The organism is Microbacterium sp., assembly GCF_031988965.1.
Lineage (GTDB): Bacteria > Actinomycetota > Actinomycetes > Actinomycetales > Microbacteriaceae > Microbacterium.
On sequence record NZ_DALZXX010000074.1, the window covers coordinates 1 to 14,475 of the forward strand.

Consider the following 14,475-nt stretch of genomic DNA (forward strand, 5'->3'; position numbering starts at 1 on the left):
AGCCAGGCCCCGGCGCGGGCGGCCCGCGCACCCGAGCGGGCTGCGAAGAGCAGGGGGAAGACGAGGAACGCCAGTGGTGCGACCGAGAGAGTGAAGACCGCCGCGTCCGGTGCGACTCCGGCAGCGCGGAGGAGTTCCGTGGAGATCTCGACGCTCAGCGGTACACCGTGGCCGAACTGCCACAGGGTTCCCGCGAGCGGCCACAGCGCACCCCAGTCGGCCGTCGCCCCGAACGCGAGCGTCCAGAGCAGGGTCAGCGGAGCAAGGAGTACGACGAGGCCCACCGCCGCGGCGATGGCGGCGTCGAAGGCGGCGAGGAGCGCGACGAGGAGACGTTGCATATCTGTTCGAGACTACGACGAGAAGGCCGTGGGACCCCTGGGGACGCGCGCGACGCGGGCGACACGATATCGTCTCCTGCGGAGGTTTCCCGATGTCAACTGCCCCGTCCCCCACCCGATCCCAGGCCGAGCCCACGAACGCCCTGGACCGTTTCTTCGAGATCAGCAAGCGCGGATCCACGATCGGCACCGAGATCCGAGGTGGTCTGGTGACGTTCGTCACCATGGCCTACATCGTGATCCTCAACCCGATCATCCTGTCGACACCCGACGTCGATGGCGTCACCCTCGCCAGCAGCGCCGTGGCCGCCGCCACCGCGCTGACCGCCGGCGTCATGACGATCCTCTTCGGCCTGATCACCCGGCTGCCGTTCGCGTTCGCGGCCGGCCTCGGCATCAACGCCTTCATCGCGTTCTCCGTCGTCGGCACGGTGACCTGGCCCGAGGCCATGGCGCTCGTGATGATCAACGGTGTCATCATCGTCCTGCTCGCGGCCACCGGCCTGCGGAAGATGATCTTCGACGCGGTGCCCGTGCAGCTGAAGCTGGCGATCACCGTCGGCATCGGCCTGTTCATCGCCTTCATCGGATTCGTGAACGCCGGATTCGTCACCGCCACCGGCAACGCCTCACCGCCCGTCGACCTCGGCATCGGCGGCTCGGTGGCCTCGATCCCGACCGTGCTCTTCGTCATCACGCTCCTGCTGGGCGGCGTGCTCACGGCGCTGCGGGTGAAGGGCGCCATCCTCATCGCGCTCGTCGGCGGAACCGTGCTCGGCGCGATCGCCAACCTGATCTGGCCGTTCGGTCTCGACTTCGGATTCACCGGGGCGATCGTCGGGCTTCCCGACCTGAGCCTGATCGGTCAGGTCGACTTCGGCTTCGACCTGCAGAAGGTCAGCATCGTCGCGCTCGTCATGTTCGTCTTCACCCTGCTGTTCTCGAACTTCTTCGACGCGATGGGCACCATGACGGGCCTCGCGAAGGAGGCCGACCTGGCCGACGAGAAGGGCGACTTCCCCCGCATCAAGTCGGCGCTGATCGTCGAGGGCATCGGCGCGATCGCCGGTGGTGGCACATCGTCGTCATCGGCGACGGTGTTCGTCGAGTCCGGCGCCGGCATCGGCGAGGGCGCACGCACGGGCTTCGCGACCGTCATCACGGGCGCGATGTTCCTCGTCGCGATGTTCTTCACGCCGCTCACCTCGCTGGTTCCCGGCGCGGTGGCAGCCGCAGCTCTCGTCCTGGTCGGTGCTCTCATGCTCGCGCAGATCAAGAACATCGATCTGAGCGACTTCCGTGTGCTGCTGCCGGTGTTCCTCACCGCCACCGTGATGCCGATGACCTACTCGATCGCCAACGGCATCGGAGCGGGCTTCATCAGCTGGATCGTCGTGAACGCCTTCTCCGGGCGCGCCAAGACCATCCACCCGCTGCTGTGGGCGGTCGGTGTCGGCTTCGTGATCTTCTTTGCCCGCGGGCCGATCGAAGCGCTGTTCGGCGTCGCCTGAGCGACGCAAGAACATGGGAGGGGCGGATGCGAATCGCATCCGCCCCTCTGTCGCGTGCGGGACCCGTGGCGCCGCCTCTCGCGCAGTGCTAGACCGGAAGCACCCGAGGAGAGCAGGCACCGATGTCGGCACCCACCGTTCCTGTGCGATCCGTCACCGACGGCGGCCTGGAGACCGATCTGATCTTCCACCACGGCGTCGAACTTCCGGACTTCGCGGCTTTCGTGCTGCTCGATGATGACGATGGCCGCCGGACTCTGAGGGAGTACTACCTCGGCTATGTCGAGATCGCCCGGGCGCATCATGCCGCGCTGCGCCTGGAGACGCCCACCTGGCGCGCCAGCGCCGACTGGGGTGCTCGGCTCGGGTACGACGCCGATGCGCTGCGCCGGGTCAACGTCGATGCGGTGAGACTGCTGCAGCAGATCGCTGCCGAGTCAGACCTGCCCGCGGTGCGGATCGTCGGCATGATCGGCCCACGGGGAGACGGCTACCGTTCGGGAGCGTGGGACCCGATCACCGGGCCCGACGACGCCTATCGCTATCACCGTGACCAGATCCGCGCGCTCGCCGACGCGGGCGCGGATGCGATCGCGGCCTACACGCTCACAGTTGCCGCCGAGGCGCGCGGCATCGTCCGCGCGGCGCGCGAGGCCGGCGTGGACGTCGAGATCTCGTTCACCGTCGAGACCGACGGGCTGCTGGCGTCGGGCCGCACCCTCGTCGAAACGATCGCCGAGGTCGATGCGGCGGAGGCCCCGGACGGCTACTTCCTCAACTGCGCGCACCCCGAGCACTTCGGCCGGGCTCTGGATGCCGAGACGGCTCAGCGGGTCGTCGGCATCCGTCCCAATGCGTCCCGCCTCTCGCACGCAGAGCTCGACGAGTCCGAGACCCTCGACGACGGCGACCCTGCTGAGCTGGCCGAGCGCGTGGCCGATCTCCTCGAGCGGATGCCGTCGGTGCGGGTCATCGGAGGTTGCTGCGGAACCGACGCACGGCACGTCGCGACAATGTGGGAGCGCCTCGCCGCTGACTCGGGGCGGGCATGAAAGAAGGCCCCGGAGTGGAGTCCAGGGCCTTCTCTTCGAGTATAGCGCTTAGAGCGACTCGATCACCGCACGCATGAGAGCGGCGGTCTCGGACGGCGTCTTGCCGACCTTGACACCGGCGGCCTCGAGGGCCTCCTTCTTCGCCTGAGCGGTACCGGCGGAGCCGGAGACGATCGCACCGGCGTGCCCCATGGTCTTGCCCTCGGGAGCCGTGAAGCCCGCGACGTAGCCGACGACCGGCTTGGTGACGTGCGCCTTGATGTAGTCGGCCGCGCGCTCTTCGGCGTCGCCACCGATCTCCCCGATCATCACGATCGCCTTGGTCTCGGGGTCGGCCTCGAACGCGGCGAGCGCGTCGATGTGCGTCGTGCCGATGACGGGGTCGCCGCCGATGCCGATGGCGGTCGAGAAGCCCAGGTCGCGCAGCTCGAACATCATCTGGTAGGTCAGGGTGCCCGACTTCGACACGAGGCCGATCGGTCCCTTGCCGGTGATGTTCGCCGGCGTGATGCCGACGAGCGCTTCACCGGGGGTGATGATGCCGGGGCAGTTCGGTCCGATGATGCGGGTCGTGTTGCCCTTGCTCTGCGCGTAGGCCCACGCCTCGGCCGAGTCGCCCACGGGGACGCCCTCGGTGATGACGACGAGCAGCGGGATCTCGGCGTCGATGGCCTCGATCATCGCGTCCTTCGTGAAGGCACCCGGCACGAAGGCGATCGACACATCTGCGCCGGTCTCCTTCATGGCCTCGGCGACAGAGGCGAAGACGGGGAGCTCGACGGGATTGCCGTCCTTGTCGGTGTGCGAGACCGTGGTGCCGGCCTTGCGGGCGTTCACGCCGCCGACGACCTGGGTGCCGGCCTTCAGCATGAGTGCCGTGTGCTTGGTGCCCTCGCCGCCGGTGATGCCCTGGACGATGACCTTGGAGTCCTTGTTGAGGTAGATCGACATTTCTCTAGTCCTTGTGTCTCTCTGCGATCAGGCGTTGGCGAGTTCGGCGGCCTTGTCGGCGCCCTCGTCCATGGTGCTGGCGAGCGTGACGAGCGGATGCGCGTACTCGGCGAGGATCGCGCGGCCCTCGTCGACGCGGTTGCCGTCGAGGCGCACGACGAGCGGCTTGGAGGCCGCGCTGCCGAGCGTCTCGAGAGCGCCCTTGATGCCGTTGGCGACGGCGTCGCACGCCGTGATGCCACCGAAGACGTTGACGAACACGCTCTTGACCTGCGGGTCTCCGAGGATGACGTCGAGGCCTGCTGCCATGACCTCGGCCGAGGCGCCGCCGCCGATGTCGAGGAAGTTGGCGGGCTTGACGCCGTTGTGGTTCTCACCGGCGTAGGCGACGACGTCGAGCGTCGACATGACGAGTCCTGCACCGTTGCCGATGATCCCGACCTCGCCGTCGAGCTTCACGTAGTTCAGACCGCTCTTCTTGGCCTTGGCCTCGAGGGGATCGGCTGCGTCCTTGTCTTCGAGTGCCTCGTGCTCCGGGTGACGGATCTCGGAGGCGTTGTCGTCGAGCGTGACCTTGCCGTCGAGAGCGATGATGTCGCCCTCTTCGGTGCGGACCAGCGGGTTGACCTCGACGAGAGTCGCGTCCTCGCCCTTGTAGACGTCGAAGAGCTTGACGAAGACGTCGGAGACCTTCTCGATGAGGTCTTCGGGGAAGTTCGCGGCGCGAGCGATCTCGACCGCCTTCTGCTTGTCGATGCCCGTCAGCGGGTTGACCTCGACGCGCGCGAGAGCCTCGGGACGCTCGACCGCGAGCTCCTCGATCTCCATGCCGCCCTCGACCGAGCAGAGGCTCAGGTAGGAGCGGTTGGCACGGTCGAGCAGCACGGAGAAGTAGAACTCCTCAGCGATGCGCGCACCCTGCGCGACCATGACGCGCTTGACGATGTGGCCCTTGATGTCGAGGCCGAGGATCGCCTTCGCGGCCTCGTATGCCTCTTCGGGGGTCTTCGCGACCTTGACGCCGCCGGCCTTGCCGCGACCACCGGTCTTGACCTGTGCCTTGACGACGACGACGCCGCCGATCTTCTCAGCGGCTGCCTTCACCTCCTCAGGGGTGTCGGCGACAATGCCGGCGAGAACCGGCACTCCGTACTTCTCGAAAACGTCTCGTGCCTGGTACTCGTACAGATCCACTGTGGTTCCTTCACTGGGCTGCTGTCTGGTAATTCTCTCGATGTCGAGACATCGACCAGTCCCCCAGCCTACTACCGCTCCCTGGACGCCCCGACGCGGGATCTGCCCGATGGGGATAAGCCGACGCGTCGGGTGGCGTTCTCCAGCATCCACGCAGTGGTCCGAGAATGAGTTCCCGATTCGCAGGAATACCGAGAAGACATCGCCCCAGCCCCGGCGTCGAGCGACGGCGTTCCGACCCCCTCTCGGCGCAACACCTCGAGCGGATCCCGGGGACACCGACGAGCGCGGGGACAGGTTCTACGGCCCGTCGCGTTCCCCCTCTGCACGGGGCGAGGCCGAGGTCTAGGCTCGTCCCATGCACGAATCCGCAGAACTGCGCACCGGCGTCGTGGCCGCTGCACTCGAGCTCTTCGCATCACAGGGCTTCGACCAGACCTCCGTCGAGCAGATCGCGAAGGCCGCAGGGGTCTCGCGTTCGACGTTCTTCCGCCAGTTCGGCGGCAAAGAGGATGTCGTCTTCGCCGACCACGAGGTGCTTCTGGAGCAGCTGCGCGCGTTCCTCGCCGAGGGACATGACGATCCCTGGGGCGCTGTGTGCGCGGCATCCGAATCGGTCTTCGCCCACTTCGCGCACGACCCGGAACTCGCACGTCGCCGCTATCAGATCGTCCGCCAGGTGCCGGTGCTCCGCGAGCGCGAGATCATCACGGTGTTCCGGTACGAGCGGCTGTTCGACGACTACCTGCGCAGCTCTCTTCCCGGCATCGATCCTCTGGATGCCGTCGGATTCTCGGCCCTCGTCACCGCGGTGCACAACCATGTGCTGCGTCAGCTGCTGCGCGGCAAGAAGAAGGTGCCGCTCTCGACGCTGCAGACGGCGCTCGCCGACGTGCGCCGCCGATACGGCGTACCTTCGGGGACCGTGACCGAAGCGCCGGACGATGTCGTGGTGGCCGTGTTCCCCCGCTCGATGCCGATCGCCGAGGTCACGCGGCGTCTGCGCACGCAACTCGACTGAGAAGCAACCTGACTGACCCGCAGGTCTTCTGACCGCGCGCGGTCGCTCCGACGCATCCGGAGTCGTGGAACCCAGTATCGAGGAGTACGATACTTGGTGCCACGAAGGAGTCACCATGAGCACCGTAGCCTCCCCCTTCCCCGGCGAGCGCGTCTCGTCGTACGACATCACCGGACGCCAGGAGAGCGACTACTACGCCGTCTTCGCAGACATCCCCGACGCCGACCGGGCTGCCTGGAATCGCGCGAAGGCGTATATCGACGAGGTCGGGCCGCAGATGGCGGATGCCTGGGACCGCGCCGAGTACCCGCTCGACGCCGCGCGTCGCATGGGCGAGATGGACCTCGTGGTCGACGGCATCGAGCATCCGTCGCTCACCCGGCTCTCGCCCCTCGCCGCCGGGCTCGTGAACATGGAGATCTCGCGCGGTGATGGGTCGCTCGGCACCGTGCTCGCCGTGCAGGGCGGTCTGGCGCTGCGCACCCTCGCGCTCTTCGGCTCGGATGAGCAGCAGGAGAAGTGGCTGACCGCTCTCGCCGACGGCTCGGTCTTCGGCTCTTTCGCCCTCACTGAGCCCGACCACGGGTCGGACTCGGTCTCGCTCGAGACGGTGGCCAGGCGCGACGGCGACGAATGGGTGATCCGCGGCGCGAAGAAGTGGATCGGCAACGGCGCCTCGGGCGGCATCACCTTCGTGTGGCCCCGCGTCGACGACGAGACCGCGGCAGAGCACGGCGCCGTGCGCTGCTTCCTCGTCGAGCAGGAGACTCCCGGATACACGGGCACTCCGATCCGCGGCAAGGCGTCGCTGCGCGCCATCCACCAGGCGCACATCGCGCTCGACGACGTGCGAGTGCCGCTCGACTCCGTGCTGCCGGGGACGAAGAGCTTCAAGGACGCCTCGATCGTGCTCTACGCGACCCGCTCGGGCGTGGCCTGGTCGGCACTCGGTCATGCGACCGCCTGCTACGAGGCGGCGCTCGCGTATTCGAAGGAGCGGGTCCAGTTCGGCAAGCCGCTGGCGAAGTTCCAGATGGTGCAGGAGCGCCTCACCCACATGCTCGAGGACCTCACCGCGATGCAGCTCTACTGCCGCCGTCTCGCCGACCTGGAGACCGCCGGCGAGCTGCGCCCGACGCAGGCGTCACTCGCGAAGTTCCACAACACACGCGCCGCGCGGCGCGTGGCCTCGATCGCCCGCGACCTGCTCGGCGGCAACGGCATCCTGCTCGAGAACGGCGTGATGCAGCACATGGCCGACATCGAGGCGATCCACACCTACGAGGGCACCGAAAGCGTGCAGGCCCTGCTGCTCGGCCGCGACATCACGGGAATGAGCGCCTTCGCCTGACGTCGAGGGGAGGCACCCGCATCAGGTGTCGGGGTGCTCGGCGACCCCGACCGCATCGGACGCGGGCGTGAACCTCTGGGCGCCGATCACCGAGAGCAGCCGCAGCTTCTCCTGGCTCTCGGTTCCCGGTGCGGCCGTGTAGACGAGAAGCGCATGAGACTGCTCCGGGTCGACGAGCGTCTGACACGAGAGGTCCAGCCGACCGAGCTCGGGGTGCACGAACCGCTTGACACCCGGAGGACGCAGCCCGACCTCGTGTCGATCCCAGAGCAGCTCGAACTCCTCACTCCGGGCGAGCAGAAGATCCACATATCGCGCGGCACGTGATCCCGGCCCCCGCATCGTGACGACCTCGCGGAGTCCCGACACCCACAGTCGGGAGAGGAAGTCGTGATCGTCCGGATCGTACCCCTGGCGGGTCGACGGATCCATGAACCATCGATAGCCGATGCTGCGCGCCGGACCCTGCAGACGAGTCAGATCCCCGACGAGGGCTACACCGAGCGGAGTCTGCCGCAGAGTCTCCCCGAGCTCGGTGACCACCTCGGCGGGCGTGTCCTGCAGCCGATCGAAGATCCGCAGCATCCCGGGACTCACATGGTCGCTCTCGGCACCTCGAGGCGGCGGGGTGTGCCCGGCGAGGGCGAAGAGGTGGTCGCGTTCGCCCAGCGAGAGGTGCAGGCCCTGGGCCATCGCCGCGAGCATCTGGCCCGACGGCTGCGGTCCTCTCTGCTGCTCGAGTCGCGCGTAGTAGTCGGTCGACATGTGGCTCAGCGCGGCCGCCTCCTCACGACGCAACCCGCTCGTGCGGCGTCGCTCCCCTCGCGGCAGTCCGACGTCCTCCGGCTGCAGAGCCTCCCGGCGTCCGCGCAGGAACTCTGCGAGCCCTCGCCTGTCGATCGCCATGCGCCGCCTCCTGTCGTCGTTTCCGTTGTACCAGTCGGCCGGTGACCGATCCATGGATCGACGATCCCTGGATGCGTCCTCGTCTGTCGCGAGAGCATCGACGTCGACAGAGAAGAGGGCGGACATGCCGCGAAAGAACCAAGATCTGATCATCCCCGCGCAGCACGGCGTCCGCGCGGTGATCACCGGAGCCAGCGACGGGATCGGCCTCGGCATCGCGAGCCGGCTCGCCGCTGCCGGCGCGGAGGTCGTCCTGCCGGTACGCAATCGCGAGAAGGGCGACGCTGCGATCGCACGGATCCGCCGTACGGCACCGGATGCGTCCCTGTCGCTGCGCGATCTCGACCTCGCGTCCCTCGAATCGGTCGCCGCCCTGACGGCGAGCCTGCGCGACGAGGGCACGCCGATCAGCATCCTCATCAACAACGCGGGAGTGATGACGCCGCCCACGCGGCGGACGACGTCGGACGGATTCGAGTTGCAGTTCGGCGCGAACCACCTCGGCCACTTCGCACTCGTCGGCGGACTGCTGCCGCTTCTGGTCGAGGGACAGGCACGGGTCGTCTCTCAGATCAGCGTCGCGGCAGACAGCGGCGCGATCAACTGGGACGATCTGCAGTGGGAGCGGTCGTACAACGGCATGCGTGCGTACAGCCAGTCGAAGATCGCCTTCGGGCTGTTCGGGCTCGAACTCGACAGGCGGAGCAGGGCTGAGGGGTGGGGACTCCGCAGCCTGCTCTCACACCCCGGGGTCGCTCCGACGAACCTGCTGGCCGCGCAACCCGAGCTGGGGCGGTCGACGCAGACCATGGCGCGGCGCGTGATCGACGCACTCTCCCGCCGCGGCATGCTTTTCGGTACGGCCGAGACAGCGGGCCTGCCGGCCCTGTACGCTGCGACGTCTCCGGATGCCGTCGGTGGAGGCTTCTACGGCCCGTCTGGCATCGGCCATCTGGGCGGCGGCCCCGGGATGCAGAAGCTCTACTCGCGACTGCGCGACGACGTGGCTGCCACCCGCATCTGGCGGATCTCCGAGGAGCTCACCGGGGTACCGGCAGGCAGCGCGTGATCAGTCGCAACCGCAGCCGCCGGCGGGCGTCTTCACCATGAAGCAGACGTCGCACACGCCATAGTCGCGTTCGATCGGCTTCGACGCGCGCTGCACCTTCGGAGCCGCGGCGACGCGAGGTGTCGTCGAGCGCTTCGGCTTCACCGGAGCGATCGGGCGGAACTCGCTCGGGTGCGTGACGTAGAAGTACGGTGCACGCCCCTCGCTCGGCCGCAGCCGCAGCGGCGTCGAGCCGATGACGACGACCTCATCCTCGGCGAAGCCGTTCGTGTAGGTCTTGCCGATGTGCAGCGATGCTCCCTGGCCGCGGCGGATCGCCTCGATGTAGCGGCCGCGGTCGATGTAGGAGGAGATGCCGACGGCATCCATGATCCCCGCGATGAACTCGTGGTTCTCGACGGCGATGCGGTGCGCGCGGAGCGCCTCCGCGAGGGTGCGGTACGGACGGGAATTGCCTGTGGGGGTCGGGCCCTGGACTTCGTTCATCACTTCAAGGATCTCACGCCCAGACGTGGAAGACTGGCCGCATGGCACGCGCGACGATCATCGGTTCCGGTCCGAACGGACTTGCGGCGGCCGTCGCTCTCGCCCGCGCCGGCTACGAGGTGCGCGTGCTCGAGGCCGCCGACACGATCGGCGGAGGTGTGCGCACCCATGAATCCACCCTCTCGGGCTTCCACCACGATGTCTGCGCCACCGTGCATCCCGCCGCGCTCGCCTCACCGTTCTTCCAGGCTTTCGGTCTCGCCGAACGCCTCGACTGGGTGACTCCCGAGATCTCGTACGCGCATCCGCTCGACGACGGACGGGCCGGAATCGCCTGGCGCGACATCGAGCGCACCGCCGTCGGTCTCGGCGCCGACGAGCGCGCGTGGCTCGCGCTGCTGCGCCCGCTCAGCAGCCATATCGACGGAGTCGTCGACTTCACGGGCAACCAAATGCTCCGGGTTCCACGCGAGCCGATCACGGCTCTGCGCTTCGCTCTGCGGATGCTCGATCAGGGTACACCGCTCGCGCGGCGCGGCTTCCGCACCGCAGAAGCCGCCGGTCTGATGTCGGGAGTCCTGGCGCACGCCAACACGCCGCTCCCCTCGCTCGCGGGAGCAGCGGCGGGACTGCTGCTGGCGGCTCAGGCCCACGCCGGCGGCTGGATGTATCCGCGGGGCGGCGCCCAGCGCATCGCCGACAGCATGGTCGCCGATCTCGAGGCTCACGGCGGTTCCGTCGAGACGAGCACCCACGTCACGGATCTGGGATCCCTCGACTGGGGAGATCCCACCCGGGGCGATCTGCTGCTGCTGAACACCTCGCCACGACTGGCGCTGACCCACCCCGACATCCCCTCGGGGTACGCGCGCGCGATCAGCGGCTACCGCTACGGCCCGGCCGCTGCCAAGGTCGATTTCGCTCTCGACGGACCGATCCCGTGGGCGAACGCCGATGTCGCGCAGTCGCCGACCGTGCACCTCGGCGGCACGGCCGCCGAGGTGTGGGAGAGCGAGAACGAGGTCGCGCGTGGGCGGATCTCGGAGCGCCCCTACGTGCTCAGCGTGCAGCCGTCGATCTTCGACCGCACCCGGGCACCCGAGGGCAAGGCGGTGCTGTGGACCTACATCCACGTGCCGCAGAACTCCGACCTCGACGCCACCGAGCTGATCACGCGACAGGTCGAGCGCTTCGCCCCGGGATTCCGCGACCTGATCCTGGCGCACCACTCCGTGCCCGCCTCGTCACGCGAGGCGATCAATCCGTCGGAGGTCGGCGGAGACATCCTCGGCGGCGCGTTCACGATCCCGCAGGCTCTGCGTCGGCCTGTGCTCGGCACCGCGCCGTGGCGGACGCCGATGCGCGGCGTGTACCTCGCGTCGGCCTCGACCCCGCCGGGCCCGGGCGTCAACGGCATGGCCGGGTGGCATGCCGCACGCACCGCGCTGAAGGATGCCGGGGCGCGCGCGACCCTCGACGATCTTTTCGCCTGACGACGAGAACGGCCTTCTGTCGCGGGGCCCGCACCGCCAGGATGGACCCATGCGCTACGAGATCCCCTCCCCCATGCTGGCGAAGGCGGCAGCGTCCGTCCCCGACCCTGCGAAGACGTCGGGCGGGCTGCTGTTCGAGCCGAAGTGGGATGGCTTCCGCGGACTGATCTCGTGGGACGGCGAGAACGTCGAGATCGGATCGCGCGGGGCGAAGCCTCTGACCCGCTACTTTCCCGAGCTCGTCGAGGCGATCCCCCGGGTGCTGCCCGGGCCGTGTCTGCTCGACGGCGAGATCGTCGTCGCCACCGGGCCGGACGGCGCGCAGCGACTCGACTGGGAGGCTCTGAGCCAGCGCATCCACCCCGCCGCGTCACGGGTCGCCAAGCTCGCCGACGAGACCCCCGCGATGTTCATCGCCTTCGACCTGCTCGCCCTCGGCGACGAGGATCTGCTGAGCACCCCCTTCGCCGAGCGACGCGAACGCCTCGAGTCGCTGATGGCCGACGTCGAGCATCCCCTGCACATCACCCGCACGACCCGAGACCGCGATGCCTCGGTGCGCTGGCTCGCGGAGTTCGAAGGAGCCGGGCTCGACGGCGTCGTCGCGAAACCGCTCGATCAGCCGTATGCCCCGGGCAAGCGCACGCTGATCAAGATCAAGCACGCCCGCACCGCCGATGTGGTCGCCCTCGGCTACCGCATCCACAAGTCCGGCACGGGCGTCGGGTCGCTGCTCGTGGGCCTGTACGACTCCGACGGCACGCTGCGACAGGTGGGCGGGGTCGCCGCGTGGAGCGACGTCCGACGCCGGGAGCTCGTCGACGAGCTGGCGCCTCTCGTCGAACGCGACGACGCGGGCGACGCTGTCACCGGAGAGGGCGAGCGCTCGCGCTTCAGCGGTTCGAAGGACGTCTCGTTCGTGCGGCTGCGCCCCGAGCTCGTGCTCGAGGTGCGCTACGACCAGCTCGAAGGGGCGCGGTTCCGGCACACCGTGCAGTTCGAACGCTGGCGCCCCGACCGAGACGCACGTTCGTGCACCTACGACCAGCTCGACACCGTCGCCGGATACGACCTCGCCGACGTCATCGGCTGAGGGTCACTCGTCGGTCGGGTCGCCGTTCTCATCCCAGTGCGCGGCGACCTTCTTGCTCGGCTGCACGCGGGGCGGCTCGCCGGGCATCTTCGGGAACTCGGGCGGGAACGGCAGTTCGCCCAGTCCCTCTGCTCTGTCACGCTCCCACCAGTCGAGCAGGGTGTCGATCCGTCCGGGAGAATCCTGTTTCCCGTGCCACGCATCGCCGAGTTCCGTCAGCCGCTGCGGGACACTCCGCACCGTGAAGGCCGCCGGATCGAGGCCGTCGAGCTCGTCCCAGTGGACGGGCATCGAGACCGTCGCCCCCGGAAGCGCCCTCGGACTGTAGGCGCCCGCCATCGTTCGATCCCGGTTCGCCTGGTTGAAGTCGATGAAGATGCGCTCGCCCCGCTCTTCCTTCCACCAGTTCATCGTGACCTTGTCGGGCATGCGTCGTTCCAGCTCGCGCCCTGCCGCGATCACTGCATGGCGAACATCGAGGAACTCGTGCACCGGCTCGATCGGCGCGAAGACGTGCAGGCCCCTGTTGCCGCTCGTCTTGACGAACGCGGTCAGCCCGACCTCGCGCAGCACCTCCCTCAGCGCCAGTGCCGCGGGCACCGTGTCGGCGAAGCTCGTTCCCGGTTGGGGATCGAGGTCGATGCGCAGCTCGACGGGGTTGTCGGGATCGGAGGCGAGAGACGCCCAGGGATGGAAGACGATGGTGTTCATCTGCGCAGCCCACACGATCGCGCTCGGGCGCGTCAGCACGATCTGCGGATGACGTCGCCCGCTGTTGTAGGTGACCGTCACCGCATCGACGTAGTCGGGTGTGCCCTTCGGCGGGTTCTTCGAGAAGAAGCCCTCGGCCTTCGGTCCCGACGCCGCACCCACGCCATCGCGAAAGCGCTCGAGCGAGACCGGACGATCGCCGTTCGCCTCGAGGAACGGCCCGCTCACGACCTGGAAGTACTCCGCGAGTTCGGCCTTGGTGATGCCGACGTCGGGCCAGATCACCTTGTTGGGGCTCGAGAGCACGACCTCGCGCTCAGCATCGGGATCGACGACGGTCAACGTCACGCGCTCGGAGGCCATGCTCCGACCTTAGGGTGCGCGTCAGACCGGCGGAACCCCGATGCGCGGTCAGTCGTCGATATCGATGTCGAGGATCAGCACGGCGCTGAGCGAATCGCGCTCGACGACCATCGTCGGTCCTGCCGGATCCACGATCACGCCGGCCATCTCGGAGTGCGTCGAGAGCAGTTTCGCGAGCTGCAGCGGCTCGAACGGCAGCGGACGATCACCTCGACCGAGCGCGATGACCTCGAGCGGGTGCGAGAAGAGCTGCAGGAAGCGCTTGCCGTCGGGGGTCTGCGCCTCGGCGATGCCCACCTGGCCCGTACCCGCGCCGTCGTTGACCGCGACCCACATGCGCTTCGCGGCGAGGGCCTCGCCGAGCTTCACGGCGGAATCCTGCTGGCGCGGTGAGGCCACGATCGACTTCACCGTCATGTCGACGTCGGCCTGCTCGAGCGTCTTCTGCAGGAGCTCGGTCGGGAAGACGACCCGGTGCGGAGCCGAGGCGTTGTCGACGATGAGGCCGGCGAACTCGCCGGACACGACCTGCTGCAGAACGGAGGTCACCGGCTGCGCGACCGCGGACGTCGCGGTCGGGTCCTTCTCGAGCTGCACGGAATCGCGCACGGCGGCCGCCGAGCTGAAACCCAGCATGAACTGGCGCTCGCCGTCACGCACGACGGCGACAGACAGCGGCTTGCCCTCGCTGATCTGAGCGCGCGCGTCGCCGTTCACGCGGATGTACAGATGGCCCTGCAGTGCCTGGCGGAGCACCCCGAGGAGCTGCTCGTTGGTCGCGCCCTTCTCGATCTCGGTCAGGGCTTCACGCAGCAGGACGTTGTCCTTCATTCCGGCGACCGTCTCGGTCTGCTCCGGAGGCATCGCCGCGGCCAGCGGAAGGCGACGCTCGGCCGCAGCCTGAGCAGGCTGAGCCTGCGGCACTGCGGATCC

14 protein-coding genes are annotated in these 14,475 nt (G+C 68.5%); 7 read left to right on the plus strand and 7 right to left on the minus strand.

Going from position 1 to position 14,475, the window contains the following annotated elements; translation table 11 throughout:
• The coding region (locus RTM68_RS12120) for a DUF6350 family protein (protein WP_312171213.1) at nucleotides 1–341 on the minus strand (341 nt) is incomplete at its 3' end.
• 92 nt (nucleotides 342–433) lie between these two features.
• Here RTM68_RS12120 and RTM68_RS12125 point away from each other — a divergent pair.
• Nucleotides 434–1,852 (plus strand): NCS2 family permease, encoded by a 1,419-nt coding sequence (locus RTM68_RS12125; protein ID WP_312171216.1) that lies wholly within the window; start codon nucleotides 434–436, stop codon nucleotides 1,850–1,852.
• A 122-nt stretch (nucleotides 1,853–1,974) separates the two neighbouring features.
• Nucleotides 1,975–2,904, plus strand: a complete 930-nt coding sequence (locus tag RTM68_RS12130; RefSeq protein WP_312171217.1) for a homocysteine S-methyltransferase family protein — start codon at nucleotides 1,975–1,977, stop codon at nucleotides 2,902–2,904.
• A 48-nt stretch (nucleotides 2,905–2,952) separates the two neighbouring features.
• Here the strand turns inward: RTM68_RS12130 and sucD are convergent, their stop codons facing one another.
• Together sucD and sucC are read right to left on the minus strand one after the other, a co-directional pair.
• On the minus strand, nucleotides 2,953–3,855 hold the full coding sequence (gene sucD, locus RTM68_RS12135; protein WP_312171219.1) for a succinate--CoA ligase subunit alpha: 903 nt from the start codon (nucleotides 3,853–3,855) through the stop codon (nucleotides 2,953–2,955).
• 27 nt (nucleotides 3,856–3,882) lie between these two features.
• Entirely contained in the window at nucleotides 3,883–5,049 is a 1,167-nt protein-coding gene (gene sucC / locus RTM68_RS12140) for an ADP-forming succinate--CoA ligase subunit beta (RefSeq protein WP_056309122.1), read from the minus strand.
• 358 nt (nucleotides 5,050–5,407) lie between these two features.
• Here sucC and RTM68_RS12145 point away from each other — a divergent pair, with 358 nt between their 5' ends.
• On the plus strand, nucleotides 5,408–6,070 hold the full coding sequence (locus RTM68_RS12145; RefSeq protein ID WP_312171224.1) for a TetR family transcriptional regulator: 663 nt from the start codon (nucleotides 5,408–5,410) through the stop codon (nucleotides 6,068–6,070).
• A gap of 115 nt (nucleotides 6,071–6,185) precedes the next feature.
• Nucleotides 6,186–7,421 carry an acyl-CoA dehydrogenase family protein gene (locus RTM68_RS12150; protein WP_312171227.1) on the plus strand — a complete coding sequence of 412 codons (1,236 nt, stop codon included), beginning with the start codon at nucleotides 6,186–6,188 and terminating at the stop codon, nucleotides 7,419–7,421.
• A gap of 21 nt (nucleotides 7,422–7,442) precedes the next feature.
• Here the strand turns inward: RTM68_RS12150 and RTM68_RS12155 are convergent, their stop codons facing one another.
• The gene (locus RTM68_RS12155; protein WP_312171229.1) at nucleotides 7,443–8,327 is read right to left on the minus strand and encodes a helix-turn-helix transcriptional regulator; all 885 of its coding nucleotides are present in this window, start codon (nucleotides 8,325–8,327) and stop codon (nucleotides 7,443–7,445) included.
• A 124-nt stretch (nucleotides 8,328–8,451) separates the two neighbouring features.
• On the opposite strand from RTM68_RS12155, the gene RTM68_RS12160 reads away from it, so the two are divergent.
• Nucleotides 8,452–9,396 (plus strand): SDR family oxidoreductase, encoded by a 945-nt coding sequence (locus tag RTM68_RS12160; protein ID WP_312171231.1) that lies wholly within the window; start codon nucleotides 8,452–8,454, stop codon nucleotides 9,394–9,396.
• Here RTM68_RS12160 and RTM68_RS12165 read toward each other — a convergent pair whose 3' ends face one another.
• Nucleotides 9,397–9,882, minus strand: a complete 486-nt coding sequence (locus RTM68_RS12165) for a hypothetical protein (RefSeq protein WP_312171234.1) — start codon at nucleotides 9,880–9,882, stop codon at nucleotides 9,397–9,399.
• A gap of 41 nt (nucleotides 9,883–9,923) precedes the next feature.
• Between RTM68_RS12165 and RTM68_RS12170 the strand changes: the two genes are divergently transcribed.
• Together RTM68_RS12170 and RTM68_RS12175 are read left to right on the plus strand one after the other, a co-directional pair.
• Complete coding sequence (locus RTM68_RS12170; protein ID WP_312171237.1) at nucleotides 9,924–11,375, plus strand: NAD(P)/FAD-dependent oxidoreductase; 1,452 nt, start codon at nucleotides 9,924–9,926, stop codon at nucleotides 11,373–11,375.
• 49 nt (nucleotides 11,376–11,424) lie between these two features.
• Nucleotides 11,425–12,468, plus strand: coding sequence for an ATP-dependent DNA ligase (locus tag RTM68_RS12175; RefSeq protein ID WP_312171240.1), 1,044 nt, complete (start codon nucleotides 11,425–11,427; stop codon nucleotides 12,466–12,468).
• 3 nt (nucleotides 12,469–12,471) lie between these two features.
• Here the strand turns inward: RTM68_RS12175 and ligD are convergent, their stop codons facing one another.
• Entirely contained in the window at nucleotides 12,472–13,542 is a 1,071-nt protein-coding gene (ligD, locus tag RTM68_RS12180) for a non-homologous end-joining DNA ligase (RefSeq protein WP_312171243.1), read from the minus strand.
• 48 nt (nucleotides 13,543–13,590) lie between these two features.
• A partial coding sequence (locus tag RTM68_RS12185) for an SseB family protein (protein WP_312171244.1) occupies nucleotides 13,591–14,475 on the minus strand: 885 nt, incomplete at its 5' end.

Coding starts and splice junctions, on each gene's coding strand:
- RTM68_RS12125 (WP_312171216.1), top strand. CDS start 434: ATGTCAACTGCCCCGTCCCCCACCCGATCCCAGGCCGAGCCCACGAAC.
- RTM68_RS12130 (WP_312171217.1), top strand. CDS start 1,975: ATGTCGGCACCCACCGTTCCTGTGCGATCCGTCACCGACGGCGGCCTG.
- sucD (WP_312171219.1), bottom strand. CDS start 3,855: ATGTCGATCTACCTCAACAAGGACTCCAAGGTCATCGTCCAGGGCATC.
- RTM68_RS12145 (WP_312171224.1), top strand. CDS start 5,408: ATGCACGAATCCGCAGAACTGCGCACCGGCGTCGTGGCCGCTGCACTC.
- RTM68_RS12150 (WP_312171227.1), top strand. CDS start 6,186: ATGAGCACCGTAGCCTCCCCCTTCCCCGGCGAGCGCGTCTCGTCGTAC.
- RTM68_RS12155 (WP_312171229.1), bottom strand. CDS start 8,327: ATGGCGATCGACAGGCGAGGGCTCGCAGAGTTCCTGCGCGGACGCCGG.
- RTM68_RS12160 (WP_312171231.1), top strand. CDS start 8,452: ATGCCGCGAAAGAACCAAGATCTGATCATCCCCGCGCAGCACGGCGTC.
- RTM68_RS12165 (WP_312171234.1), bottom strand. CDS start 9,882: ATGAACGAAGTCCAGGGCCCGACCCCCACAGGCAATTCCCGTCCGTAC.
- RTM68_RS12170 (WP_312171237.1), top strand. CDS start 9,924: ATGGCACGCGCGACGATCATCGGTTCCGGTCCGAACGGACTTGCGGCG.
- RTM68_RS12175 (WP_312171240.1), top strand. CDS start 11,425: ATGCGCTACGAGATCCCCTCCCCCATGCTGGCGAAGGCGGCAGCGTCC.
- ligD (WP_312171243.1), bottom strand. CDS start 13,542: ATGGCCTCCGAGCGCGTGACGTTGACCGTCGTCGATCCCGATGCTGAG.